Source organism: Marinobacterium sp. LSUCC0821 (genome assembly GCF_012848475.1).
Classification (GTDB): Bacteria; Pseudomonadota; Gammaproteobacteria; order Pseudomonadales; family Balneatricaceae; genus Marinobacterium_E.
This window is the reverse complement of record NZ_CP051666.1, coordinates 2,120,700-2,145,334: the sequence shown is the minus strand read 5'-3', so window position 1 is coordinate 2,145,334 and position 24,635 is coordinate 2,120,700. Positions and strand designations below refer to the sequence as shown.

The following is a 24,635-nucleotide window of genomic DNA, read 5'->3' as shown; positions in this document are numbered from 1 at the left end:
AATAAGAAGCCGGCAGTAGCCGGCTTTTTTATGCAAAAAATAAGCCTGCGTGAGAAACTCAACGCAGGCTTAGAGAACAACAACTTACGCAGTCTAACAAAAACTCTTGAACTATTTAAGGTTCAAAACATCCTGCATGTCGAACTGACCAGACTGCTTATCAGCCAACCAAGCTGCAGCACGCACCGCGCCTTTAGCGAAAGTCATGCGGCTAGAGGCTTTATGAGTGATCTCGATACGCTCACCCTCTGTTGCGAATAGCACTGTGTGGTCACCGACAACATCACCTGCACGAATAGTCTCGAAACCGATCTCTTTCTCAGGACGCGCACCTGTCTGACCTTCACGACCATAAACAGCACACTGCTTAAGGTCACGACCTAGGGCATCGGCAACAACCTCACCCATACGCAATGCAGTACCTGAAGGCGCATCAACTTTATGACGGTGGTGAGCTTCGATGATTTCGATATCGTAACCACCATCATCACCAAGCGCCTTAGCAGCCACTTCGAGCAGTTTGAAACATAGATTCACACCAACAGACATGTTTGGTGCAAATACCACTGGCATTGTCTCGCCAAATTTAGCTAGCTTTGCTTTCTGAGAATCAGTCAGACCTGTGGTACCGATAACCATACCCTTGCCTGCAGCATTGCAGACAGAGAGGTTGTTCATTGTTGATTCTGGGCTGGTGAAATCGATAAGCACATCAAAATCATTCAAAGCAGATTCAAGAGAACCTGTGATTTTGACATTCATGCGACCTACACCGGCAAGCTCGCCCGCATCAGCACCAATTAATGAGCTATCTGGAAGTACAATCGCTGCTCCCAGAGTGACACCCTCTGCAGCATCAATCGCTTCGATTAGGGTTTTACCCATTCGGCCTGCGGCACCTGTTACGGCTAGACGTATCATCAAATTTTCCTTATCTGATCTCGGTTACTCGGTATCGAGACCTTGATCCATATCCAATGCAGGTTTAGCACTTAGCGTGCATGCCACCACTTTAGCAGGGACACCTGCAACCGTGGTATGCGGCGCAACAGGTTCAAGTACAACACTACCTGCCCCAACTTTTGCACCCTCACCCACTTCAATATTGCCTAAAATTTTTGCGCCGGCGCCAATCAGGACACCTGCACGAATTTTTGGATGGCGATCACCGCTCTCTTTACCCGTACCACCCAAGGTCACTGACTGAAGAATCGATACCTCATCTTCAATGACACAGGTTTCACCCACAACGATACCTGTTGCGTGGTCGAACATAACGCCAGAACCGATTTTTGCAGCAGGGTGAATATCAACCTGAAGTGTTGAGCTCACACGGCTCTGGATGTACTTGGCAAGCGATTTACGGCCCGTCTTCCACATGTGGTTCGCCACACGGTAAGACTGGATCGCATGAAAGCCTTTCAGATAGAGCAGTACAGTACAGTAGTCAGTCGCAGCAGGGTCTCGGTTAAACACCGCCAACAGGTCGGCACACGCAGCTTGAATCAGCGAAGGGTTCGCCTCGTAAGCAACCTCAAAGATCTCTCGCATCGCCACTGCAGGAACCACATCATCCGCTAGTTTCTCTGCCAAAAGGTAGGAAAGTGCTGAGCGTAATGTTGGGTGACTGATAATGGTTGCATGGTAAAAACTGCTCAGGAGAGGCTCTTCAGCTAACTGCTTATTGGCCTCTGCCTGTAGGGTTTGCCACACATCTATAACTGTCTGCTCACCTATCACTAGGTCATATCCTCAAAGAATTTCTTAACGGTATCAAAGAAGCCATGCTTTTTCGGACCGTGTTTCTGGTGCTGTTCAGTTTCCGTCTGGAACTCCTGTAGCAGCTCTTTCTGACGAGCTGTAAGACTTACAGGGGTTTCAACAACCACTTTCACCATTAGATCACCTAGTGAACCGCCGCGCACTGGTTTTATACCCTTACCGCGCAGCCTGAACATTTTACCCGTCTGCGTTTCAGCAGGGATCTTAAGTTTAACGCGACCATCCAGAGTTGGCACATCCAACTCACCACCCAGTGCAGCATCAACGATACTGATAGGCACTTCACAGTACAGATGAGCTCCGTCACGTTCAAAGATTGGGTGATCTTTCACACTCACCTGAACGTAGAGATCGCCCGCAGGACCGCCATGGGCACCCGCTTCACCTTCACCACCTAGGCGGATACGGTCACCGGTATCAACACCTGCAGGAATTTTAACCTGAAGCGTTTTAGTTTTCTGAGTGCGACCCTGACCATGACAGGTACCACAAGGATCGCTAATCACCTTACCTTCACCACGACAGCTCGGACAGGTCTGCTGTACAGCGAAGAAACCTTGCTGCATACGCACCTGACCGGCACCACCACAGGTACCACAGGTTTTCGCTGACGTGCCTGGTTTAGCACCGCTACCGTCACACGTTTCACACGAAACGTAAGTAGGAACTTTTAGTGTCTTTTCACAACCGCGCACAGCCTCTTCAAGGCTTAGGTCTAGGTTATAACGAAGATCTGCGCCACGACGAACACTTGAACGACGACGGCCACCACCGCCGCCACCAAAGATGTCACCGAATACATCACCGAAGATATCGCCGAAGCCGCCTTCAAAGCCGCCACCGCCCATTCCGCCTTGGCCATTTACACCAGCGTGGCCAAATTGATCATAGGCAGCTTTCTTCTGCGCATCCGATAGTACTTCGTAGGCTTCGTTGATCTCTTTGAACTTCAACTCAGCATCTTTGTCATCAGGGTTACGGTCTGGATGATATTTCATCGCCAGACGACGGTACGCCTTCTTGATATCGCGGTCAGATGCATCGCGTGGAACATCTAACAACTCATAGTAATCTTGCTTATCCATGCCTGCTTTTCAGCCTCTAGGTCTTGAATATGACAACGCGGGAGTAAAGACCCCCGCGCTGTTGATGTGGTGTAAAAGAGGCGCTCATGCACCTCTAATTGCAGTGCTTATTTCTTGTCGTCTTTGACTTCTTCGAATTCAGCATCAACAACATCATCACCCGCATCGCGAGCTGCGTCAGCCTCAGCACCGCCAGCTTCACCCTGCGCGGCCGCATCTGCGTACATCTTCTGAGCAACTGCAGAAACTGCTTCAGTTAGCGCTTCAGTCTTCGCAGTGATCTCTGCAGCATCAGAGCCTTTCAGCGCCTCTTCTAGTGCAGTGATAGCCGCTTCAATACCCGCTTTCTCTTCGTCAGTCACTTTATCAGCCGCATCAGTCAGAGTTTTACGCGCGGTGTGAACCATCGCATCACCCTGGTTGCGAGCTGCAGTTAGCTCTTCGAACTTCTTATCTTCTTCCGCGTGGGCTTCAGCGTCGCGAACCATCTGTTCAACTTCATCATCGCTCAGACCTGAAGATGCCTTGATAACGATCGACTGCTCTTTACCAGTCGCTTTATCTTTAGCAGATACGTTAAGGATACCGTTCGCATCGATATCGAATGTTACTTCAACCTGTGGCATGCCACGTGGTGCTGGCGGAATGTCTGCAAGATCGAAACGACCCAGTGACTTGTTCTGCGCAGCCTGCTTACGCTCACCCTGTACTACGTGAATGGTTACAGCAGTCTGGTTATCTTCAGCTGTTGAGAAGACCTGTGACTTACGAGTAGGGATCGTAGTGTTCTTCTCAATAAGTGCTGTAGCAACGCCACCCATAGTTTCGATACCTAGGGTTAGCGGAGTTACGTCAAGAAGAAGAACGTCTTTAACGTCACCAGAAAGTACCGCACCCTGAAGTGCAGCACCCATCGCTACTGCTTCATCTGGGTTTACATCTTTACGTGGCTCTTTACCGAAGAACTCAGCAACTTTCGCCTGCACCATTGGCATGCGAGTCTGACCACCCACTAGGATGACATCCTGGATTTCAGACGCTGATAGACCAGCATCCTGAAGCGCAATGCGACATGGCTCTAGTGAACGCTGTACAAGGTCTTCAACTAGTGACTCAAGCTTAGAGCGGCTCAGTTTAACATTAAGGTGTTTAGGACCTGTTGCATCTGCTGTGATGTATGGCAAGTTCACGTCAGTAGACTGTGAAGATGAAAGCTCAACTTTCGCCTTTTCAGCTGCTTCTTTTAGACGCTGAAGAGCTAGTGGATCGTTGTGTAGATCGATACCAGACTCTTTCTTAAACTCGCCTGCTAGGTAGTTGATAACCGCAAGGTCGAAGTCTTCACCACCAAGGAATGTATCACCGTTAGTCGCAAGTACTTCGAACTGGTGCTCACCATCAACGTCTGCAATCTCGATGATTGAGATATCGAAAGTACCACCACCTAGGTCGTAAACTGCGATTGTACGGTCACCCGCCGCTTTATCCATGCCGTAAGCAAGGGCAGCAGCAGTTGGCTCGTTGATAATACGCTTAACTTCAAGACCCGCAATCTTACCAGCATCTTTAGTTGCCTGGCGCTGTGAGTCGTTGAAGTATGCTGGAACAGTGATAACTGCTTCAGTTACTGGCTCGCCAAGGTAGTCTTCTGCAGTCTTCTTCATCTTCTTAAGAACTTCTGCAGAGATCTGTGGAGGAGCCATCTTGCTACCCTTCACATCTACCCACGCATCGCCGTTGTCAGCTTTAGCGATTTTGTACGGAACCATTTTGATATCTTTCTGTACAACATCGTCTTCGAAGCGACGACCGATCAGACGCTTGATAGCGAACAATGTGTTCTCTGGATTGGTAACAGCCTGACGTTTAGCCGACTGACCAACAAGCGTTTCGCCGTCTGCAGAGTACGCAATGATCGATGGCGTTGTGCGATCGCCTTCTGCGTTCTCAATTACTTTAGTTTTGTCGCCTTCAAGTACCGCTACACACGAGTTGGTGGTACCAAGGTCAATACCGATGATCTTACCCATGTAAATCTCCAAAAAATTTCCACCAGTGGTGGTTAAACTATTTCCTTACACCCTATATGGGTTCGGACTTTTAAATATCAAGAGGGGCGGAATAAATTCCCCTTACTTTGAAACCATGACCATTGCAGGACGAACCAAACGGCCATTCAATACATAGCCCTTTTGCATCACTGCAATCACTGTATTAGGTGCAGTTCCTTCAACCTCAACCATAGACATCGCCTGATGGTGCTCAGGGTTGAACGCTTCGCCCTCTGGATTCACAACTTCTAGGTTGAACTTAGCTACGCCATCGATGAACATCTTGTGAGTCATCTCAACGCCTTCACGCAGTGGCTTAACAACTTCGTCTTCAACCTGACTTGATTCGATTGCGCGCTCAAGACTGTCGATAACTGGAAGTAGCTCAGAAGCGAACTTCTCAACAGCAAATTTACGAGCCTTCTCAACTTCAGCCTCTGCACGGCGACGCTGGTTAGCGATTTCAGCCTGTGCACGCGGCTCTAGTTCAGCCAGTTGCTTCTGTAGTTCTGCAATTGTCTGGTTTGCTTCATCAAGCTCTGCCTGCAGAGAGTCGATAGTTACAATCTCCTCAATCTCTACAGCACCAGTATCTTCAACCTGCGCTTCTTGAACCGCTTCGTCTACCTGCTCAGCAGGCTTCTGATCTTCATTAGCCATTAAAGAATCTCCGAATTAAATCTAACTTGTCTCCTATGTGGGATCGGTTGACACAAATTCAACCCCGACCTGGTTTTTTTTGCTCATAGATATTGAACAAACCGGTACTATTGGTTAAAAATACAGTTACTGTATACATACACAGGTATTGAGCCATGCTTACACTTCTCAGCATTCGAAATTTCGCCATCGTCTCTTCATTAGATTTAGAGCTAAAAGCCGGCATGACCGTTGTCAGCGGTGAAACGGGGGCAGGCAAATCGATCATGCTAGACGCATTAGGACTTGCCCTTGGTAAACGAGCAGAAGCAGATTCAGTCAGAGAAGGGGCAAACCGTGCAGAGATAAGTGCAGCATTCGATATCACCAAACTCAGCGAAGCACGCGAGTGGCTAGAGGCCAACGAACTTGAATCCGAAGATGCAGGCGAGTGCATTCTACGAAGAACACTCACTTCCGATGGCAGAAGTCGAAGCTACATCAATGGCCACCCCTGCCCACTTAATCGCGTTAAAGAGCTGGGCGAGATTCTTGTCGATATTCACGGCCAGCACGAACACCAACGACTACTGAAACGGGATCACCACCGTTCTCTTCTGGATAACTTTGCAAAAGCTGATGAGTCAGCAACAGAGGTGCGCACTCTTTTCGCACAGTGGCAGACTAAACAGACAGAACTCAAGCGCCTTCAAGATATGAGCGCAGAGGCGCACGCGCAGCAACAACTCCTCAGCTACCAAACGGAGGAGCTAAATCGCTTAGACCCTCAAGTAGGTGAACTTGAAGAGCTAGAAGCAGAACAGAAAACCCTCGCCAACGCAGGGGCCATTCTGACTCGCGGCCAACAAATCACCACTCTCCTCGGTGAAGGCGAAGAGAGTGATGCGCAATCGCTGGTTAATCACGCCCTACAACTGCTGGGCGATATGGAAGCAGATACCCCAGCTCTTCAGCAGACTGCAGAGATGTTAAACGCCGCACTTATCCAAATCGAGGAGGCGGAGCGAGAGCTAAGCAACTTCTTACAGCGCGTTGATTTAGACCCAGAGCGACTTCAAGAGGTTGAAGAGCGTCTTTCAACAATCTACGACCTTGCGCGCAAACATCGCGTTGCACCGGAGCAACTGCCAGAGCTTCGCGACCAACTCAACGAGCAACTAGATGTGCTAAGCCATGTTGATGAAAACCTCGAAGTGCTTGAGTCGGAGGTGCACTCAGCTTACAAAGCACTTATCAGCAAAGCTCGTGAACTAAGTAAGCAGCGTATAGACGCAGCTAAGGTTCTGGATGGCGAGGTGAATAAGCAGCTTGAAATGTTAGGTATGGCTTCAGCACGATTTACAGCCAAAGTGAGCGAAGTTGACCCTAAATACATTACGGCAAATGGCCTAGAAGAGATTGAGTTCCTCATCAGCACTAACGCAGGGCAAACTGCAAAACCACTGGCTAAAATTGCCTCAGGTGGCGAGCTCTCGCGAATAAGTCTTGCCATTCAGGTCGTGACGGCACAAACCACCGACACACCAACTCTTATCTTTGACGAGGTTGATGTGGGCATAGGTGGCGGCATCGCCGAAGTAGTAGGCCGTCTACTACGCAAACTGAGCGCACGCGCCCAGGTGATGTGTGTAACTCACCAGCCGCAGGTTGCCTCACAAGGGCATACGCATCTATTTGTCAGCAAGGGAGTTGAGACTGGGACTATTGAGACTCGCATTAACGCCCTGACTGAAAAACAGCGCGTCAATGAGATTGCACGTATGTTGGGTGGCTTAGAGATCACCAACACAACGCTTGAACACGCTAAAGAGATGTTAAGCGCCAGCAGCGAAAAGGTATCTGCATAGCGCTCTGGAGTGGAGGAAGCGCCTGAAAGGCTTATGAGTATAAGCTAGGCCTCTTGGCAGCCGTTACTGCAGGTTCCATATAGGTAGAGAGTGCGGTCATTCACATCAAAACCTAGCTCTTTACCAATCTCAACTAAACGCTCGATAAGCACAGGATCCGTAAACTCACGAACACGCCCACACTTAACACAGACAACGTGATCATGCTGTTCGTCACGCAATAACTCAAATACCGAGTGACCACCCTCAAAATGGTGGCGTGAAACCAATCCTGCAGTTTCAAACTGAGTCAGAACACGATAGACAGTTGCAAGACCAACATCCTCACCCTGCTCTAGCAAAATCTTATAGATATCCTCAGCGGAAAAATGGTCACCTTCACCACCTCCCTCAAGGATTTCATAAATTTTTACACGCGGAAGGGTCACTTTAAGACCGGCGCGACGAAGTTCTTGGCTATCTAATGGCATAAATTGAATCTGTAACTAGTCGATTAATAACAAGCAATGTTAGACTCGATTATTCATTGTTACGGAACAAAGTGGAAGCTTTAAACCGATGCGTAAGCTAATCGTTGGATCTTTTGCCGCTCTTTTAATCAGCGGTTGTACCTATTTCCCTGGTGTCTACAAGATGGACGTACCGCAGGGTAACCATATTACTCAAGAGATGGTGGACGAATTGCGTCCTGGCATGACGCCAAGCCAAGTACGTTATGTACTAGGCACACCTCTATTAACTGACACCTTTAACAAAAACCGCTGGGACTACGTTTACCAGATGGTTAAAGAAGATAAGGTGGTTGAGTTACGCCAGTTCAGCGTCTACTTTGACAATGAACGGTTGGTGCGACTAGAAGGCGATTACAAGCCAAACTAAGCTGTTAAGCCCAACTATATGCAATAGGCCAAGTATCTACTTGGCCTTTTCGTTTTCTGCTTTTTTCTGCGCTGCTCGCTTAGCTCGCACCTCTTTGGGGTCGGCAATCAATGGGCGATAGATCTCAACCCTATCACCCTCACGCAAGATTTCCGCTTTGGGATCGGTTATCGCTCGACTGAATATACCCATTGAGTCGGTATTGATATCAATCTGCGGGAACAGATCAACAATCTTAGAACGTGCTACCGCTTCATAGACAGTTGTTCCCTCTTCGACCTGCAAAGAGATTATTTTCTGCTCTGTAGGCAACGCGTAAGCCACTTCAACTTTAATCACCGATCACCTCATCCATAAATTTGATCAGCACGGGTAACAAAGGCATCCACCAAAGAGGTGGCAACAGTGTTAAACACCTTAGACATCGCCATACCCGTTAATTTACCCGAGAACTCAAAATTGAGGTTAAGTTCAACCTTACACGCCTCTTCAGAGAGAACAGTAAAAGTCCATACACCCTCCAATTTTTGGAAAGGCCCATCAACCAGTGAGAGTTTCATCTCGGCGGGACGTTTCAACTCATTACGCGTTGTAAAACTGTAACTAAGACCACCCTTAGAGAGGTTCAATGTCGCCTCAAGCATCGCATCACTTTCGCTAATGACCTCGGTACTCGCACACCAGGGCAGAAACTCTGGGTAACGACGCACATCATTGATCAGATCGAACATCTGCTCTGCAGTATGCAAAACCAAGGCGGTACGATTCACAACCGTCATAAATCAAAACACTATTAACTAACTTGTGCCCATATTGTCACGGTTAACGTATCGACACACAAGAGAAGAGGCCAACAAGTTAGCAACGCCTTTCTTTGCCAGCCCCGCCTCTATATAATCCGCGCCATGGCTAAAAAGAAGAAGGCACCCGGTGGCAACACCATCTGCCAAAACAAGCGAGCTCGCTTTGAGTACACGATAGAGAACAAGTTCGAAGCTGGACTTGTCCTAACCGGATGGGAGGTGAAAAGCCTCAGGGAAGGTCGTGCACAACTGGTAGAGTCCTACATCGACTTCAAAAATGGTGAAGCTTGGCTCCTTGGCTCACACTTCTCACCACTTAAAACAGCTTGTACCCATGTAGTAGCCGACCCTGTGCGCCCACGTAAGCTTCTGATGCACCGCACAGAGCTCAACCGCTTAGCGGGAGCCGTGGAAGCAAAAGGCTACACCTGTGTTGCTCTCTCAATCTACTGGAAAGAGGGACGTATCAAATGTGAAGTTGGCCTTGCCAAAGGTAAGAAACTTCACGACAAACGCGCAACTGAAAAAGAGCGCGATTGGAATCGCGAGAAACAGCGAGTTTTAAGCAAAAACCAATAACGCTTGTAACGTTACTCGCACACTCTATAATGACCCGTTCTGGGGGTGACTTGGATTCGACGCTGATTACGAACCCTTAGGTGCATGTCGAGAATGTGATGATTCTCGTTAATCCCTCATCACACAGTTATAGTTGCAAACGACGATAACTACGCTCTAGCAGCTTAAGCCTGCTAGCGCTGCCCTCTAAGGTGTCTATAACTCAGAGTTTCGGCAGTGTCATATGAGATAGAATCGCCCCGCGTCTTCGCCTTAAGCCAACGGGTTAAACACTAAAAAGGCTCGCCCATAACAGCCTGACTCTCGGCTCGTGACGGGTTAATTTAATAGAGATGTCTATGCATGTAGAGCTTGAGGCAGAGGATTGACGGACGCGGGTTCGAAACCCGCCACCTCCACCAAACAACCTTATAAATCAGCACCTTACAAGGTGCTTTTTTATAATTCCCACATAGCACCCCACAAAAGATAAAAGGCTAGAATAAGCGAGTATTTTGAGGTGTTATGCAAAAGACTTAGATCACAACAATCTACGATTGAGGTATTTGAGGTAGATTTCCCTGTATTAACCAAACTACTGTGTGGTTAACTTTTTTGAATTTATAGATAGGTATATTAACTAAAAACCACTATAGAGAATCTACCTCAAATACCTCAATCGTTATGACCAACAGCTCGGCTAATTTCTAGAAGTAATATCTCTAGATCACGCATCTCTGCAGCATAAGCGCCGCTCTTAAGAGCATTCATGCAGGAGATACGCTTACCCTGCTCTGTTTTAGGCCCTGTCGACTTCAACCAAGGCTTCGATTTCCTGATTCGCTCTGCTTGCTTTGCCCGAGCTTCGTCTGTCCATCTCATGGATATCACCTGTGTTTAGTTCGTTTCCGAGATTTTTTTCTGAATAATTGATCTGCTGATTAGTCGCCACATTGGCATTCTCAGCTCGAATAAAGCTCACATTGGCTTTAGGGTGGGTTAGTTCACTGATCGTACTAGCTGTTCGGCGAGTGTGGTTCTGAACTTTCAGCGCCATATCCAAAATCGCCAGCATTCGTTCAGGGTTGTTTTGAGCAACTGCTAGTCGGGTAGTACGGGTAAAAAGCACATCAAGCAGGTGAAGTTGGGACGATAGCTTATCGACAAGATGACCATTGTCGCCAGACTTAACGCTCTTAGCTAAAGAGCGAGCTTCTGAGACGAATTGAGCGACATCTATGGTAGAACCATTACCCGTTTTGAAAAGCTCTCCAGCAAGCTCTGCGGAAATGTATTCACTGCCTGCGCCAGCTAAAATTTCAGACTCTAATGTGGATGGTTTCTTTGATTTAGGCATAGGGTGAACCTCAATTTGGGACACTCTAATTTTACCATAAACTAGTCCGCTAAAAGCGTGTAAATGATGTCTTACAATTGCCCTTAGCGGCCCTCCCTACGATAAAGTATGACTGGTAGTGCAGGGCTTAAATGTGCCTATTTTGGAACTTCAGTCGAACGCCACTTAATCCATCTTAAGTGACGTTTCAGATTCTGATCAGATTCACTTCAACGGTAAGTAGATATCAGTCAACAAGTCACACTCATCAACTTCGAAAATAAAATTTAGATACTCGAAGTAAATCGGATGATCTCTAAGCTCCTCTTGGCTTTCAGGCAACCAGTTTTTTATTGCATGCCAAATTGAATCGCTAAGACCGTCGTGACTGCCTTTGTGACGTATGACAGCGCATTTCCCTGCTGGAAGCGTTCCATTTTTAATGCCGAAACTATTTTCAGGGACGTGGCTTTTAACTGACCCACAAACATCCCAGCGAAACTCGTCAGGGGGTGTGGTTTCTGGATCACTATAGGCGATACCAAATGTTCGGCTTGTCTTTACTGGTGATAGCCCCGTCTCTTTTCTCCATTCGATAAACTTACCAGCTGTTTTGAGCACGGTATCTGGGGAACCTATGTGGGACAGATAAGCGATTTGTATTTCAGGGAACTCTGTAACCTTAACCTTAATTTCCATTTTATGCCTCTTATTGAGTCTTGATTGCTCTCTCTTAAGCCGTAAATTCCAGTTTCCCCAATCAGCATTTTGTCTGAATTCGCTTGGAAGCTGTCCAACTTCACGTTTAAAAGCACGACTGAAAGCCTCAGGGCTATCAAAGCCCGCCTCAAAACCGATATCTGACAAATTAACATTTTTCTCAAAACTGATGCGGAATGACGCTCGTCGCAGTCGCAGGTAAAGCACATATTGCTGGACACTTAATCCCGTAACGGCCTTAAATACCCTGTGAAAGTGAAACTTGGAGTAGCATGCTACATCGCTTAGAACGTCCAAACTAAGCGGACCATCCAAGTTGTACTCTATGTATTCACAAACGTGCTCTATTCTTTGGTGCAAGCTGTTCATTTCGACAATTTACCACTGAAAACCATGTAGGCATGGTATTGAGTTTAGTTGACTTGGTCTTGATTCAGATTGCTGAAATAACGATCAGTATAAGAAGTGAGAATTCTGGGCTTGCTTGCACGATTATCTGACGGCACAGCTTCTGTGCATATTGGTGACTTAGAATTCCGTTTTGACCCTTAGTCCGCTATTGCGGGTAATGAGTCATTAATTAGTAATGCAGATCTATTCGTACTTTTGCGCAAGTTAGTAGTGCTTTGTTATGCATAGTTATGAAAGTCACGCAACGGACGACCCAGTAACTATATGATTTAATTGACTTATAATTGCATTTGATTATTGAAAATCCTCGTGTCGGTGGTTCGATTCCGCCTCGAGGCACCATATTTAAAGGCTTGCAGACGATGTAAGCCTTTTTTGTATGTGCCCTTCACCTCGCGATTTTTTTAAATGTGCATACCCTTAACGCATTAAAGACGGGAGGTTGTATTACATGCACCAGAAGGGGGGCTAATCGACCTGATTAGAAGCTATCATCGTGATATCTCCGTTAAACCTTATCTCTTAAAAGTTTCAACCGCTCAGCCTTAGCTTTGAGTATATGCTTTCTTGCGGCAAATTCTGCACTATCACCATCTCTCTGTGCGATTGCTATTACGATGGAGCTATGCTCCTTGAAAGCCTCTTCTGTTCGAACTGGATCAGCTAGGGTGGTCTTTCCAAGTAGCGCCATAGCGTTGGATAGGCTGCGCAGTGCGCCAAGCAGGTAACGGTTATTGGCACAGCTGTAGAGTAGGTTGTGAAACTGACGGTTAAAACTCACTACGCGAGAAGGCTCTGACCTGCACTCATACATTAGATCATTCAGGGCATTAAGCTCCTCTATCTCTGCACTCGAGGCATGTTGTGCCGCGTAGCGAGCAGCAGTGCCTTCAAGGACTTCTCGCATCGCATAGAGTTCAATAATCTCTCGGTGAGACAGACTCTTTATTACCGCTCCCTTACGCGCTTCATGAATCAGCAGCCCCTCAGATTCAAGCTTCAAGATAGCGTCGCGGATAGGCGTTCGGCTAATTCCAAACTTTTCGGCAAGTTCGACCTCTCTGATACGAGTTCCCGGCTTTAACTCTCCCTCCTGTATAGCAGTGAGTAACTTGTCGTATGCAATCTCAACACGCGAGCGTTCATCTCTCGAGTCGTTTATCATTTCCACTCCACTTCCACTTTTCCAAATTTTTTTGACAGATTAACAGAACACTGAAATAATTGCATGCAGTTGTATACACAGGAATGCAAATGAGCACATCAACAAAAGAGTTCGACGTTATTGTTGCCGGTGGTGGACAGGCGGGTCTCATCTCCGCAATTGTTGCAGCAGAGGCTGGCGCGTCAGTTTGTCTACTGGAGGGCGCACCCAAAAGTTACAGAGGAGGCAACACACGCCACACTCGAAATTTGCGCCCTATGCATAATGGACCGCTCTCTGTACTTAGCGGCGTGTATGATGAGGAGGAGTACTGGGACGATCTCCTGCGTGTTACCAAGGGAAAAACTAACGAGTCAATGGCTAGGATGATGTTGCGCGAATCAGCCAGTTGTGTTGATTGGCTAGAGCAACGAGGCGTGCAGTTCCAACCCCCCCTGGGAGGTACTCTTCATCTAGGGCGCACAAACGCTTTCTTCATGGGTGGAGGTAAACAACTGATCAATGCGCTCTACCGCTTTGCCGAGAAGTTGGGAATCAGAATACTTTACGAAGCAAAAGTTACAGATATTAAATTTGAAGCGGGCCGCTTCGAGGGTGCATACATCGGCAAAGAGTACATTCAAGGTCGAGCCTTTGTGGCGGCTGCTGGCGGATTTGAAGCCAACATCGAATGGTTGAGGGAGGCTTGGGGCCCGGTCGCAGAGAATTTTATTATTCGAGGAACGCCCTACAACCGCGGGGAGCTACTGAAACTACTGCTCGACAAAGGCGCGAAGCAGATTGGCGAGCCTGACCAGTGTCATGCAGTAGCGATTGATGGCAGAGCCCCCAAGTTTGATGGCGGTATATGCACCCGAGTTGACTGCGTATCGCTCGGCATTGTTGTTAACAAAGAGGCGAAGCGCTTCTATGACGAGGGAGAGGATTTCTGGCCAAAGCGCTATGCAATTTGGGGCCGACTTGTCGCAAAACAACCAGATCAGATTGGACACGTCATCATTGATGCCAAATCCAAAGGCGCTTTTATGCCTCCAGTGTTCCCTGCCGAGACAGCCGACACAATCGAGGAGCTCGCGCTTAAAATTGGACTCGACCCTCAGACACTGAAATACACAGTAGATACGTTTAACGCCGCGGTTCAACCGGGGACGTTCGACCACACCGAACTCGATGGATTGGCTACGTCTGGGCTTGAAGTAAACAAGACTAACTGGGCTCGACCTATAGACACACCTCCCTACAACGCCTACAGCCTCAAGCCAGGCATCACTTTTACCTACCTTGGCGTCGGCGTAAACCAACAGGCAAAAATGCTGATGCGGGACGAAACCCCTAGTGAAAACATCTTCGCAGCAGGAGAAATAATGGCGGGTAATGTGTTGGGCGAGGGGTACCTCGCCGGCATCGGTATGACAATTGGAAATGTTTTTGGACAGATTGCTGGAAGAGAGGCTGCAAAATATGCGCTCAACAAATAATGTGAATGAAGCCGCCCGCATCATGACAATTTGTAACGCTTGCCGTTACTGTGAAGGGCATTGCGCCGTGTTTCAGGCGATGGAACTACGTCTTGAGTTCAATACCGAGAACCTCGACTATCTGGCAAACCTTTGTCATAACTGCGGCTCGTGCTACCACAACTGTCAATATGCACCACCGCATGAGTTCAATCTAAACGTGGCAGCGGTTTTTGCGGATTTACGTCAAGAGAATTATGCGGCGTACGCCTGGCCTGCCCCACTCGGCCGTCTGTTCGCACAAAATGGTCTGTGGGTCTCTATTGTGACTGCATTGATACTGGGCCTTTTTATGGCCGGCGGAGCGGTACTAACCGGTGCTGATTTCTTTGCAGCACACCCCAACCAGTTTTACGGTGTGATTTCACATAACGTTTTAGTTTCTCTATTCGGCTCCGTGGGTATCTTTGTCCTTCTGGCGCTTAGTCTATCGATTCGAAAATTTTGGCGTGCGTTGAGTTTGCCCAGTCCATTTAGCCTCGACTGGGCGAGCGTTGGCACCGGTATCAAAGCAGCCCTCAGCTTGAAATATCTAGATGGAGGTAATGGCCAAGGCTGTTCCTATCCAACCGAAACACCGTCAATGCTGCGCCGTTGGTTTCACCAGGCGACTTTCTGGGGTTTTATGCTTTGTTTTGCGGCAACCTCAGTCGCTACGGTCATGCATTATGGCTTAGAACTACCTGCACCCTACGGCTATATCTCCCTTCCTAAACTTTTGGGAATCACAGGTGGCATTGGTTTGTTGGTGGGCCCTTTGGGCTTACTAGTACTCAAGCGCAAAGCAGACCCTGCAGTCAGAGGGCGCAACAATGGTGGTATGGATGTGAGCTTTCTTGTCTTGCTTTTTGCCACCAGCGCTACGGGACTCGGCTTGATGCTAGTGAGCACAACACCTTGGGTCGGGCCCGCACTCTGCTTGCACTTGGGCTTTGTGATGGCGCTGTTTTTATCCATGCCATACGGAAAATTTATACACGGCTTCTATCGGTTAATCGCTTTGGTCGCCTTTGCAGTCGAACAGGAGCGCCATCAGGCAGTAGTCGGAGTAGCAAAACCAGATCGGATAGCGATTCGAAGCGTCGGCTAATTTTTCGTCCTTGTTAAAAACAGGCGGGCTACGAATGGGGCTCCTAGGATAACCAAAATCATACGTGTCAAATGGTGGACTATGATAAAGCCCAGATCAGCCCCACTGATGATTGCTAAGAGCGTCATCTCAGCCTGTCCACCCGGAGCATAGGCGAGAAAAATGTCTAACTGAGAGTGGCCCATATCTATTGAAGCTATAGCGATCGTAAAAATGGCTGCTAGCGCTGCAAGTATGAGTATGAAGACCGTCGCCACAGCAAGCAGACCGGCAACTTCTTTCAGCTTTACACCGGTGTAGTACACCCCAATACCGAGCCCTATAAAGAATTGGGCAAAAATAAGAGCCTCCGCTGGTGGGCGACTATCCACGGCGCCAGAAAGGGAAAGTATGGCCGATGCCAACATGGGGCCGAGAATAGTCGCTCCAAAGAGCTTCAATCGCTCTGCTACTTGCCAGCCAATAACTCCGGAAAGCGCCAGCAATAGTAGCTCGTGGCCCGGGATACTAATCGCGGGAGCGCCAATGGGGCGATCTAGGGATGCACCGAAGAGTTGACTAACCAGCAAAGGAGCAACCACTACAACGATGAGCACTCGGGTTGCGTGTATCAGAGATAGTGCTTTTGGATCTGCACCCGCTTCGATACCAAAAACCACCATATCCTGCAGTCCACCTGGCATGGCCGCATAATACGCGGTTTGGCGATCAAGTTTACCAACACGCTCAAAAAACGGCACACCGATTAGACCGATTAAAATTACATATAGGGGAATAAAGGCGACCGACAAAGCAATACTCGGCAGCACGTGGATGACTGCAGGAGTCAGCGATGAGCCGATTGCGACCCCTAGAATTACCCTACCGATCTTGGAGATTACTCCAAATCCGCGAAGTTTGGCGCCTAGGAGCGCTGCAGCTAAACAGGCAAAGAGGGGACCGAATAGAAAGGGCAGCGGCAAATCCAATACCTTAAACGCAGCAACGCCGAGCAGTGCAAAAGAAAATGTCGATATTCGTGTCCGCTGCCTTTCTATGAACTGAGTGATCACCCTTACTCTTTCCAGATCTCAGGGTTTATCATATTTAACGGCTCACCAGCAGCGAATGCGTTGATCTGATCGAATGCATCACCAAACTGTTTGTTGAACTCGTCTTTTGTAACAAAGCCGATATGGGGGGTGCCTATAAGGCGCGCATGATTCAGTAGCTCATCGGTAGCATCTGTAAGTGGCTCAGTATCGAAAACATCAACTGCTGCCATCTCAATCTCATTTGAGTTCAATGCAGCTAGCAAAGCTCCAGGGGCGATTAGACCAGCTCGAGAGGTATTCACAAGCACCGCATCAGAACGCATCGTTTCAAGGTCACTCAAGGTTATAATTCCACGTGTCTCGGGCACGAGACGAAGGTGAAGGGAGACAACATCGCTGCTAGCAAAGAAGGCCTCGCGACTCTCTGGTACATATTCTCCAGCAGCCTTTGCACGCGCACGCCCCTCTTCGGAGCCCCACCACTGAACCCGCATGCCAAAGGCTTTTCCGACCTCTGCAACGGCCTGACCAATTAGGCCAAAACCATAAAGACCAAGTGTTCGGCCTCGTAGGCTTTTTCCGACACCCATCTGCCAATCACCCGCTTTCAGCGATTGCATTTGCTGAGGAATCTGCCGCATGGCAGAAAGAATTAGCCCCCATGTCAGCTCTGCTGCAGCGTAGTTTGGTGAGCCACCCCCTTTGGGTAGCTTTGAACATAGAAGTACGTTGTTGTCCCTACAGGCTTGCACATCAACGTGCGGGAACACTCCACGCTGGCTGATCAGCTTTAGGTTTGGTAGTTGCTCCAGTAGCTCGCGCGTGACAGCTGTGCGCTCACGAAACAGTACTACTGCGTCTGCATCCTTCAAGCGGAGTGCCAATTGCTCGACCTCTTCAACGTGGTCAGTCCAAACAGTCACTTCGTGCCCGTCCAGCTTTGCAAAACACGGTAAAGTTTTTAACGTATCGAACCAATCATCAAGGATATGCACTTTCATTACAAATCTCCTAAACTTCATCGAACAGATTCAGGCTTATTTCGACACTCCAACCGAAATTGACGGTGTTGAGTATCCTAGGGCTCCCAAATCGTTGCGGGAACAAAAATATTACCGTCGGCAAGCTTACGCGCGGTTCTCACCAGGCCCGCAGCTTCAAATTCAAAGCCGCAGTTGGTATTAAACTCTACTAATACGTCCATACTACCGCTTGGATGCTCTAGTTTGACGTTGCTGGGGCTTTCGGACGGCCGTGTAAGCATTCCATCGGCAACACTCCCAGGCGTGAGTGCGCAAGCAGCGATGCACTGTCCCCCAGTAACTGCCATAGTCGGATGAGTCTTCCAAGGCATGAAATAGCGCGTCGCAATTGTTCCGTCATTCTTGGCAGGAGCCAGAACCGCGAATTTTGGAACAACTGATTCTCTAACGTCGCCTAGGCCCATCAACTCACCAGCTTTGATACGAATCGCTTCAAACCGCTCAAAAAACTCAGCATTTTTATCTAGTTCTTCAACAGTTTCATATCCTGTTATGCCAAGATCTTCTGCACGAGCGATAGCACACGGCATCGCAACATCCATACATGTGACTTCTACACCATCAATTAGGTCGCGCGTTTTGCCTGTAGGCAGAAAAGCGCCAGTGGCTCCACCTGCAACATCTAGAAAAGTGAGCTCGATAGGGGCTGCTGTGCCAGGTACGCCATCGATTGCAGTATCACCGCAGTAAACCACTGCTCCATCCGATGTACGGACACGCGCTTTTACTCGGGCACCCGTATTCACTGCACGAATCTTAATCTCTGTGATCGGTTCAATCGCATCGATGAGTCCCATTTCAATAGCAGCAGGCCCAACAGCTGACAACATATTTCCACAAGTCGGCTTGAAGTCGACTAACTGCTCTTCGACACTTACCTGAGCGAAGAAGTAGTCTATATCTGCCCATTCATCATCGGAGACTGACAGCATGGCTACTTTGGTGGTGACGGCATTACCTCCACCGATCCCATCAATATTTAGCGAATGCCCTGAACCCGTAGCAGCTATAAGAACTTGAGCAAGCGTATCTAGATCTTCAGGCAGGTCCGAACGCTTGAAGTAAGGGCCACGCGAAGTACCACCTCGCATGAAAAGATAAGGTATAGCAGTTTGAGTTAGTTTAGAGGCCATGGCAGATCAACCGCTCCTTGCAAAAGGCCTGGTGGGAAATCACGATTCAATGCGCCTGCCATCAGACACATAAACGCGACACCCGCAGCCGTCAATAATATAGTTTTACCCCAGCTCGATTGAGCCCGGATTCTAAAGAAGCTGATCATAAAGCCGCCGAGCGCTAGGATAAATCCGACAAAGTAAGTCGCAATGATCAGGCTCGCAAGCCAGCTCAGCGTCGCCCAGAGTCCGTGCGGAGCAGTTGCATCATCCCCTGCAATTTCTTTATCGGCAAAAATTGTATCACCCTCTGGTCGCAAAACCATTTGCGCAAAAAGAACTAAGCAACAGAGTAGTGCGATACCGCCAATAACGAGGGGTACGATTTTATCAGTCATGTTGTAATCCGGGATCATGCTAGCATCAACCACAGCAAAAGATATGTAAGCCGACACGCATAGCAGAAATAGCAATGGCGCACGCTTACTCCCGGCAACAGACTCACCCTCTGACATGATTTTCTTCGCTTGACGAATACCAACAACCACTGAAATAACAGTGATAATGATTAGAATTATTACGATCGGGCTGAATACATAGTCCATCCCCTCTTCGAAACTCTTACGGAAGCGGAAGCTAGCGACCTGAAAAGCTTGGTTTGTAAACTTTTCCACTGGATTTGAAAGAACGAAACCGATTAAGAATGCCGGACGAGACCAATCAAAGCGACGCAGAAATATGCCGATCAAACCTATAGCAAATAGTGCCAATAAATCTTCAAAATTCTGTCCAGACTGAAAGGCTGCAAAGCTGATCAGCATAAACAGGAACGGTGCGAGATATGTAAACCGGATAGTTGTGAGGCGAGCTATACCGCCAGAAGCAGCTATGCATAACAATGTACCTAAAACATTTGCCAGAGCTAAAAGCCAGACAATAGAGTAGGTAATATCTAGATTGCTTTTCAGCATCTGTGGCCCTACCTCGATAGAGCCAGAACCAAGCAGTGCAACGGCACCAATAAAGATCGCCATTGAACCCGATCCAGGAATGCCAAACAAGAGAGTAGGAACAAGACCGCCACCCTCTTTAGCGTTATTAGAACTCTCAGGACCAATAACACCTCGGATCTCTCCTTTACCGAAATTCGATTTATCTTTCGTTGTTTGAACAGTATGTCCGTATGCTATCCAATCAACAACTGAACCACCGAGCCCCGGAATAACTCCTACGATCACACCAATTATGGAGCAACGCATCGATAGCCATTTATTGTTGAACCAATCCTTCACACCCTCAGTCCAACCTGCTCCAAGTTGAGCTTCTTTGGCTATAGAACGATCTTGCCTAAGTAGAGAAACGATTTCTGGAACTGCAAAAATGCCTAAGCCAACAATTACTAATTTCAATCCGTCGGTAAGGTATGGGAAGTCATAGCTTGCCATACGCAGGCTACCACCAGCATCCGCCACACCTATGGTACCAATCATCATGCCCAGGCCAGCAGCAGCAATCCCCTTTAGCGCAATACGTCCAGCTAAAACAGCGACCATTGATAATCCCAGAACTGTAATCATGAGCATTTCGGGCAACCCGAAGGCCAAAACAATTGGGCGGGCGACAAGTATAAAAAGAGTTAGAAACGCAGCACCAACCAAACCACCGAACAGCGAAGATGCAAATGCAGCTGATAAAGCACGTGCAGCCTCACCTTTTTGTGCCATTGGAAAGCCATCTAACACAGTTGCTTGCGAAGCTGAACTACCAGGTATTCCCATAAGTACGGATGCAAATGTATCTGAAGTAGGAACTACAGCAAGCATCCCGATCATCAGCGCTAAACCATATACAGGTTCCATACCAAACATAAATGGTAATACCAATGAAAGGCCCGCGATGCCCCCTAAACCGGGAAACACTCCGACGCATAGCCCTAGAAGTACACCGAGGAACAGATAACCAAGTACGATAGGTTGCATAATTAGAGCCCATGCATCTGCCAATGCAGGTACAGCTCCAGTTAAAAAGTCCATGGAATTTCCAGATATTTAGTTACAAGAAACACCCTGCCAGAAACTCTGGCAGGGTTGATGTTCGATGAGAACCTGTGACTTATTTAGAGAGGTCGACACCGTAATCATTTTTCAACCAAGCTTTGACGTTTTGCTTAGCAGATTTTGGCGCAGATGTTGCATTTTTAAGTGCTTTTTCGGCACCTTTACCTACAAATACATCATACTTGCCGACATGTTTGGCTGCGAGTTTAGCGAAATCAGGGTGTTTACGCACAGCATCAAACGCTTTTGAATAAGTATCGATGACATCTTGGGGAGTTCCAGCTGGCAAAAATGCCAGTTTTTGAACAGCAAATCCTGAGATGAAGAAGGCTTTCCATGCTTCCCAATCATCACCGCTAGTTTCACAACCCACTGTCGCTTCACATACCTCTTTAAATGATGGCATTTCAGGGAATGTAGGGTCACGAACGATGTTACCGTTCTCATCCAATGCACCCCAAGACATCATTGGTACCGCAGAGCCTGCCTCAACAAGTGGTGCTGAGCCTTTGATGTATGAAGATGATGTTTGATAATCGATAGTCGCTTCGCCGCGCTCGAACATTAAACGGCCGTCGCCTCGTCCTTTGATACCAAATACCGGCTCGACATTCATACCGAGCATTTTCCATGCAAGGAGAGGAACAAGATCTAGAGTAGTAGCACCCTGACTACCGTAAATAAAATCTACACCTTTAAGGTTATTTGCAGAACCATCAAACTTCTTGCCATCTTTAGCGTTCAGGTAAGCTACACCACCTGTACCTGATGCCATAACTGCATTCCAGTCATTGTATTCGTAGCGAACTCGTGGATCTTCAAGCAAGTAAGGGAACTGAGTTGAGCCGGAAGTACCAAAGAGCAACGTACCGTCACTGTGCTTTTGTTCTTGGAACCAGTTAGCACCTTTTGTAGAACCAGCACCAGGCATAAACTTCACAACCACAGTTGGTTTACCTGGAAGCTGCTCTGAAAGAAGTGGTGCGAAAAAGTTAGCCCATTTAGCAGAACCACCGGTTTCTGAGAACGGAATAACCCACTCGATTGTTTTACCGCTAAAATCAACGGCTGCATTTACTGAAGATGAGATCGCAACGGCAGTTAAGCCAGCGGTTAGTGCTACTTTAAGCTTAGATAGTTTCATCTAAGATACTCCTCGTATTATATTTGTAATTGAATGTCTGCATTGGATGCTTAACAAAGCCGATAATACTGACACAACCTTGCGCCAAGCTTGCGAGATTAGATGCGTATTACAGTTATTGAAGATAATGAAGCTTTAGCAAGCGCCATTGCCATTCGCTTACGAGGCAATGGACACGCTGTTGATTTGTTAAACAACGGTACTTCAGCAGAAGCTTTCGTATTAAGAGAGGGCAGTGATCTAATCGTTCTAGATGTAAATCTCCCTGGCAAGGATGGATTTGAGCTGCTAAGCAGCTTAAGGGCCAAAGGGGTGATGACGCCGGTTATTATGGTGACTGCTCGAGCAGACATGGCTGACCGAATCACTGGCTTAGATCGTGGAGCGGATGACTATCTAGTAAAGCCATTTGAAATGGAAGAGCTTGAAGCTAGGATTCGTGCCTTACTTCGCCGTCAACGACTTGATCTGGTGGTAAAGGAAGTCTTTGGTAGACTCGCTTTTGATAAAGGAAGCCGCCAAGTATTAATTGATGATGAAATTATTGACGTGCCTCGCAAAGAAACCGCTCTACTAGAGTGCTTACTGGATTCAAGAGGTCGACTAGTCTCGAAGGGTCAACTGATAGATCATATTTACGGTGTAGGAGCAGACGTCGAGGACAGCTCAATTGAGCCCTTTGTGTCACGATTGCGTTCAAGACTCAAAGGTAGCGGTGTGATGATCAAAACCGCTCGTGGATTAGGATACATGTTGGAACTAGTTGATTAACATGAAGTTTACTTCTCTAAGTTCTAGATTGGTGGGCATGATCACTATCCCACTCACTATTCTTTCAGTGGGATTAGGTATCTGGCGCTATGAGTACGATAGTGGCGTTGCTGAAAAGCTTTCAGATAGAACACTTTTTTCTACTGCTATCGCAATTAGTCGAGATACTGCAACGCTTTCAGGTGATCTTATTTCTGTTGCAACACGTGACATTATTACTAATGCAACTGGCGGAGAGATCTTCTACCATGTCGCTGAAACTGGAGGCTTTCACCTTACTGGCTATGCCTATCCACCAGCAGATTTTGACTATGCCAGCCTTAAAGTTGGCGAACCCGTCTTCGCAACCGCTACCTATAGAGGTGAACCTGTAAGGGTGGTTGCACTTAAAAGTATCGGGACTATCAGCGGCTTCGAGCGTTCATACATTGTCACTGTTTGGCAAAGTGTAGCATCACGAACAAATTTACAGTTTGAACTCGCACTCAGAACACTTGCTTTATTCTTTGTACTGATCTTAGTCTTAGGCGTAGTTGTGTGGATTGCAGTCAAACGCGGGCTACGACCTTTGCAAAAAATTGAAAAGGAGCTCTCCGAGCGCTCTGTTAGAGATTTAAAACCGATTGCAGCACCAGTTCCTGCTGAACTGGATGAAACTATGCGCTTACTAAATGGTCTACTTTCACAACTCAAACTGAGCCTTGATCAGCAACATGATTTCGTATCCGATGCGGCACACCAACTAAGAAATCCCGCTGCGGCAGTGTCCGCATTAGTAAGCACTTTCGCTGATGCGAAGAGTGAGGAAGATCGAAAGGAGCAGCTAAATCAATTAAAAAAGGCTGCGCGCCAAGGCCTAAGAGTTTCTCAGCAACTTCTATCACTAGAGCGAATTGACAGTCTTGGAGACCTAGAACGAGCTGAACATGTAAACTTGAATGAAATCGCTTTTAATGTATGTAAAGACATGGCACCAGAAATAATAAGGGCAGGGATAGAATTCGAATACATCGAAGCTGGTGAACCGCTTGTGACCTTGGCAGATAAGGTGGCTATTGAGGAGGCCTTACGAAACCTGATCGATAATGCTGAGAAACATGGAGGAGAAAGTTTAAATAGCGTTACTGTAGAAACCTTCAAACGAGATCAGGTAGTTTGCATACGCGTAACAGATGATGGAGCAGATCTTAAGCCCGAAGATTCGGATAAAGTGTTCAGCCGTTTTAGGCAGCTTCAACCATCAGAGGGTAGCGGGCTTGGGCTATCGATAGCATCTACTGCCGCATTGAAAAATGGAGGCAAGCTAGTAATTGAATCAGTTAATAGCGGGGCAAGTTTAACTCTCAGTTTACCCTGCGCTAATTAGGTGTAGTATTAATCTAAAGGCCGGGCCTGACGACACTAACACCCTTGAAGCGTTGGTCGTTTTATCGATTCATTTCTCGACTGTATAAAACAATTTTAACCAAACATGTTTTTCCTGGACAGTAAACCAAGTCGGTGCACAAAATGAGAACAATAGCATCTTCAACTAACTTTAAAATTCTATCAATGCTATTAAGCTTTC

At 47.5% G+C, this 24,635-nt stretch carries 23 protein-coding genes, 1 other RNA gene and 2 pseudogenes; 10 read left to right on the top strand and 16 right to left on the bottom strand.

Translation table 11 applies throughout. The features are described 5' to 3' along the window. Positions 1-111: 111 nt before the first annotated feature. The 5 genes from dapB to grpE form a co-directional block, all read right to left on the bottom strand. The gene (dapB, locus tag HH196_RS10445; RefSeq protein ID WP_211160790.1) at positions 112-921 is read right to left on the bottom strand and encodes a 4-hydroxy-tetrahydrodipicolinate reductase; all 810 of its coding nucleotides are present in this window, start codon (positions 919-921) and stop codon (positions 112-114) included. A gap of 24 nt (positions 922-945) precedes the next feature. Continuing rightward, positions 946-1,740, bottom strand: coding sequence for a serine O-acetyltransferase (gene cysE / locus HH196_RS10440; protein ID WP_169452059.1), 795 nt, complete (start codon positions 1,738-1,740; stop codon positions 946-948). After that, positions 1,740-2,867, bottom strand: a complete 1,128-nt coding sequence (gene dnaJ, locus HH196_RS10435) for a molecular chaperone DnaJ (protein WP_169452058.1) — start codon at positions 2,865-2,867, stop codon at positions 1,740-1,742. The genes cysE and dnaJ overlap by 1 nt, the downstream gene beginning before the upstream one ends. 107 nt (positions 2,868-2,974) lie before the next feature. After that, positions 2,975-4,897 carry a molecular chaperone DnaK gene (gene dnaK / locus HH196_RS10430; RefSeq protein WP_169452057.1) on the bottom strand — a complete coding sequence of 641 codons (1,923 nt, stop codon included), beginning with the start codon at positions 4,895-4,897 and terminating at the stop codon, positions 2,975-2,977. A gap of 102 nt (positions 4,898-4,999) precedes the next feature. Continuing rightward, a complete protein-coding gene (gene grpE, locus HH196_RS10425) occupies positions 5,000-5,578 on the bottom strand; it encodes a nucleotide exchange factor GrpE (RefSeq protein ID WP_169452056.1) in 579 nt (192 codons plus the stop codon). A gap of 155 nt (positions 5,579-5,733) precedes the next feature. Here grpE and recN point away from each other — a divergent pair, with 155 nt between their 5' ends. Beyond that, positions 5,734-7,425, top strand: a complete 1,692-nt coding sequence (gene recN, locus HH196_RS10420) for a DNA repair protein RecN (RefSeq protein ID WP_169452055.1) — start codon at positions 5,734-5,736, stop codon at positions 7,423-7,425. 44 nt (positions 7,426-7,469) lie between these two features. Here the strand turns inward: recN and fur are convergent, their stop codons facing one another. Next, positions 7,470-7,895: a ferric iron uptake transcriptional regulator gene (fur, locus tag HH196_RS10415; RefSeq protein WP_169452054.1), complete on the bottom strand. Its 426-nt coding sequence runs from the start codon at positions 7,893-7,895 to the stop codon at positions 7,470-7,472. Between the two features lie 88 nt (positions 7,896-7,983). On the opposite strand from fur, the gene HH196_RS10410 reads away from it, so the two are divergent. After that, on the top strand, positions 7,984-8,304 hold the full coding sequence (locus HH196_RS10410) for an outer membrane protein assembly factor BamE (RefSeq protein WP_169452053.1): 321 nt from the start codon (positions 7,984-7,986) through the stop codon (positions 8,302-8,304). Positions 8,305-8,340: 36 nt separating this feature from the next. Here HH196_RS10410 and HH196_RS10405 read toward each other — a convergent pair whose 3' ends face one another. Both HH196_RS10405 and HH196_RS10400 read right to left on the bottom strand, forming a co-directional pair. Beyond that, positions 8,341-8,643 (bottom strand): RnfH family protein, encoded by a 303-nt coding sequence (locus HH196_RS10405; protein WP_169452052.1) that lies wholly within the window; start codon positions 8,641-8,643, stop codon positions 8,341-8,343. An 8-nt stretch (positions 8,644-8,651) separates the two neighbouring features. Then, positions 8,652-9,083 (bottom strand): type II toxin-antitoxin system RatA family toxin, encoded by a 432-nt coding sequence (locus HH196_RS10400; protein WP_169452051.1) that lies wholly within the window; start codon positions 9,081-9,083, stop codon positions 8,652-8,654. A gap of 126 nt (positions 9,084-9,209) precedes the next feature. On the opposite strand from HH196_RS10400, the gene smpB reads away from it, so the two are divergent. Both smpB and ssrA read left to right on the top strand, forming a co-directional pair. Further along, positions 9,210-9,686, top strand: coding sequence for an SsrA-binding protein SmpB (smpB, locus tag HH196_RS10395; protein ID WP_169452050.1), 477 nt, complete (start codon positions 9,210-9,212; stop codon positions 9,684-9,686). A 41-nt stretch (positions 9,687-9,727) separates the two neighbouring features. After that, positions 9,728-10,087: a transfer-messenger RNA gene (gene ssrA / locus HH196_RS10390) on the top strand. 377 nt (positions 10,088-10,464) lie between these two features. Here ssrA and HH196_RS10380 read toward each other — a convergent pair. The 3 genes from HH196_RS10380 to HH196_RS10370 all read right to left on the bottom strand — a co-directional run bounded on the left by HH196_RS10380 (position 10,465) and on the right by HH196_RS10370 (position 13,297). Continuing rightward, complete coding sequence (locus tag HH196_RS10380) at positions 10,465-11,022, bottom strand: hypothetical protein (RefSeq protein ID WP_169452049.1); 558 nt, start codon at positions 11,020-11,022, stop codon at positions 10,465-10,467. 204 nt (positions 11,023-11,226) lie between these two features. Further along, a complete protein-coding gene (locus HH196_RS10375; RefSeq protein WP_169452048.1) occupies positions 11,227-12,090 on the bottom strand; it encodes a GyrI-like domain-containing protein in 864 nt (287 codons plus the stop codon). A 550-nt stretch (positions 12,091-12,640) separates the two neighbouring features. Then, positions 12,641-13,297 (bottom strand): GntR family transcriptional regulator, encoded by a 657-nt coding sequence (locus HH196_RS10370; RefSeq protein ID WP_169452047.1) that lies wholly within the window; start codon positions 13,295-13,297, stop codon positions 12,641-12,643. A gap of 89 nt (positions 13,298-13,386) precedes the next feature. Between HH196_RS10370 and tcuA the strand changes: the two genes are divergently transcribed. Further along, on the top strand, positions 13,387-14,775 hold the full coding sequence (gene tcuA, locus HH196_RS10365; protein ID WP_169452046.1) for an FAD-dependent tricarballylate dehydrogenase TcuA: 1,389 nt from the start codon (positions 13,387-13,389) through the stop codon (positions 14,773-14,775). Then, positions 14,759-15,904: a tricarballylate utilization 4Fe-4S protein TcuB gene (gene tcuB / locus HH196_RS10360; protein WP_169452045.1), complete on the top strand. Its 1,146-nt coding sequence runs from the start codon at positions 14,759-14,761 to the stop codon at positions 15,902-15,904. The genes tcuA and tcuB overlap by 17 nt, the downstream gene beginning before the upstream one ends. Here tcuB and HH196_RS10355 read toward each other — a convergent pair. The 5 genes from HH196_RS10355 to HH196_RS10335 all read right to left on the bottom strand — a co-directional run bounded on the left by HH196_RS10355 (position 15,901) and on the right by HH196_RS10335 (position 22,297). Next, a complete protein-coding gene (locus HH196_RS10355; protein WP_211160789.1) occupies positions 15,901-16,956 on the bottom strand; it encodes an AbrB family transcriptional regulator in 1,056 nt (351 codons plus the stop codon). The two genes, tcuB and HH196_RS10355, sit on opposite strands and share 4 nt — an antisense overlap. 2 nt (positions 16,957-16,958) lie before the next feature. Continuing rightward, positions 16,959-17,939: a D-2-hydroxyacid dehydrogenase family protein gene (locus HH196_RS10350; RefSeq protein ID WP_169452044.1), complete on the bottom strand. Its 981-nt coding sequence runs from the start codon at positions 17,937-17,939 to the stop codon at positions 16,959-16,961. Positions 17,940-18,016: 77 nt separating this feature from the next. Beyond that, on the bottom strand, positions 18,017-19,114 hold the full coding sequence (locus HH196_RS10345) for a 4-oxalomesaconate tautomerase (protein ID WP_169452043.1): 1,098 nt from the start codon (positions 19,112-19,114) through the stop codon (positions 18,017-18,019). Continuing rightward, positions 19,099-21,129: a tripartite tricarboxylate transporter permease gene (locus tag HH196_RS10340; RefSeq protein WP_169452042.1), complete on the bottom strand. Its 2,031-nt coding sequence runs from the start codon at positions 21,127-21,129 to the stop codon at positions 19,099-19,101. Before HH196_RS10340 ends, HH196_RS10345 begins: the two co-directional genes overlap by 16 nt. Positions 21,130-21,208: 79 nt before the next feature. After that, positions 21,209-22,297 carry a tricarboxylate transporter gene (locus HH196_RS10335; protein ID WP_169452041.1) on the bottom strand — a complete coding sequence of 363 codons (1,089 nt, stop codon included), beginning with the start codon at positions 22,295-22,297 and terminating at the stop codon, positions 21,209-21,211. A 102-nt stretch (positions 22,298-22,399) separates the two neighbouring features. Here HH196_RS10335 and HH196_RS11645 point away from each other — a divergent pair. The 4 genes and pseudogenes from HH196_RS11645 to HH196_RS10325 form a co-directional block, all read left to right on the top strand. Further along, positions 22,400-22,678, top strand: a pseudogene (locus tag HH196_RS11645) (response regulator); the annotation flags it as partial. Then, a pseudogene (locus HH196_RS11640) lies at positions 22,655-22,754 on the top strand (DNA-binding response regulator); the annotation flags it as partial. The pseudogenes HH196_RS11645 and HH196_RS11640, both read left to right, overlap by 24 nt. Positions 22,755-22,768: 14 nt before the next feature. Then, entirely contained in the window at positions 22,769-23,068 is a 300-nt protein-coding gene (locus HH196_RS11635) for a winged helix-turn-helix domain-containing protein (RefSeq protein ID WP_371807856.1), read from the top strand. Positions 23,069-23,105: 37 nt separating this feature from the next. Further along, entirely contained in the window at positions 23,106-24,434 is a 1,329-nt protein-coding gene (locus HH196_RS10325; RefSeq protein ID WP_169452039.1) for a sensor histidine kinase, read from the top strand. Positions 24,435-24,635 lie beyond the last annotated feature (201 nt).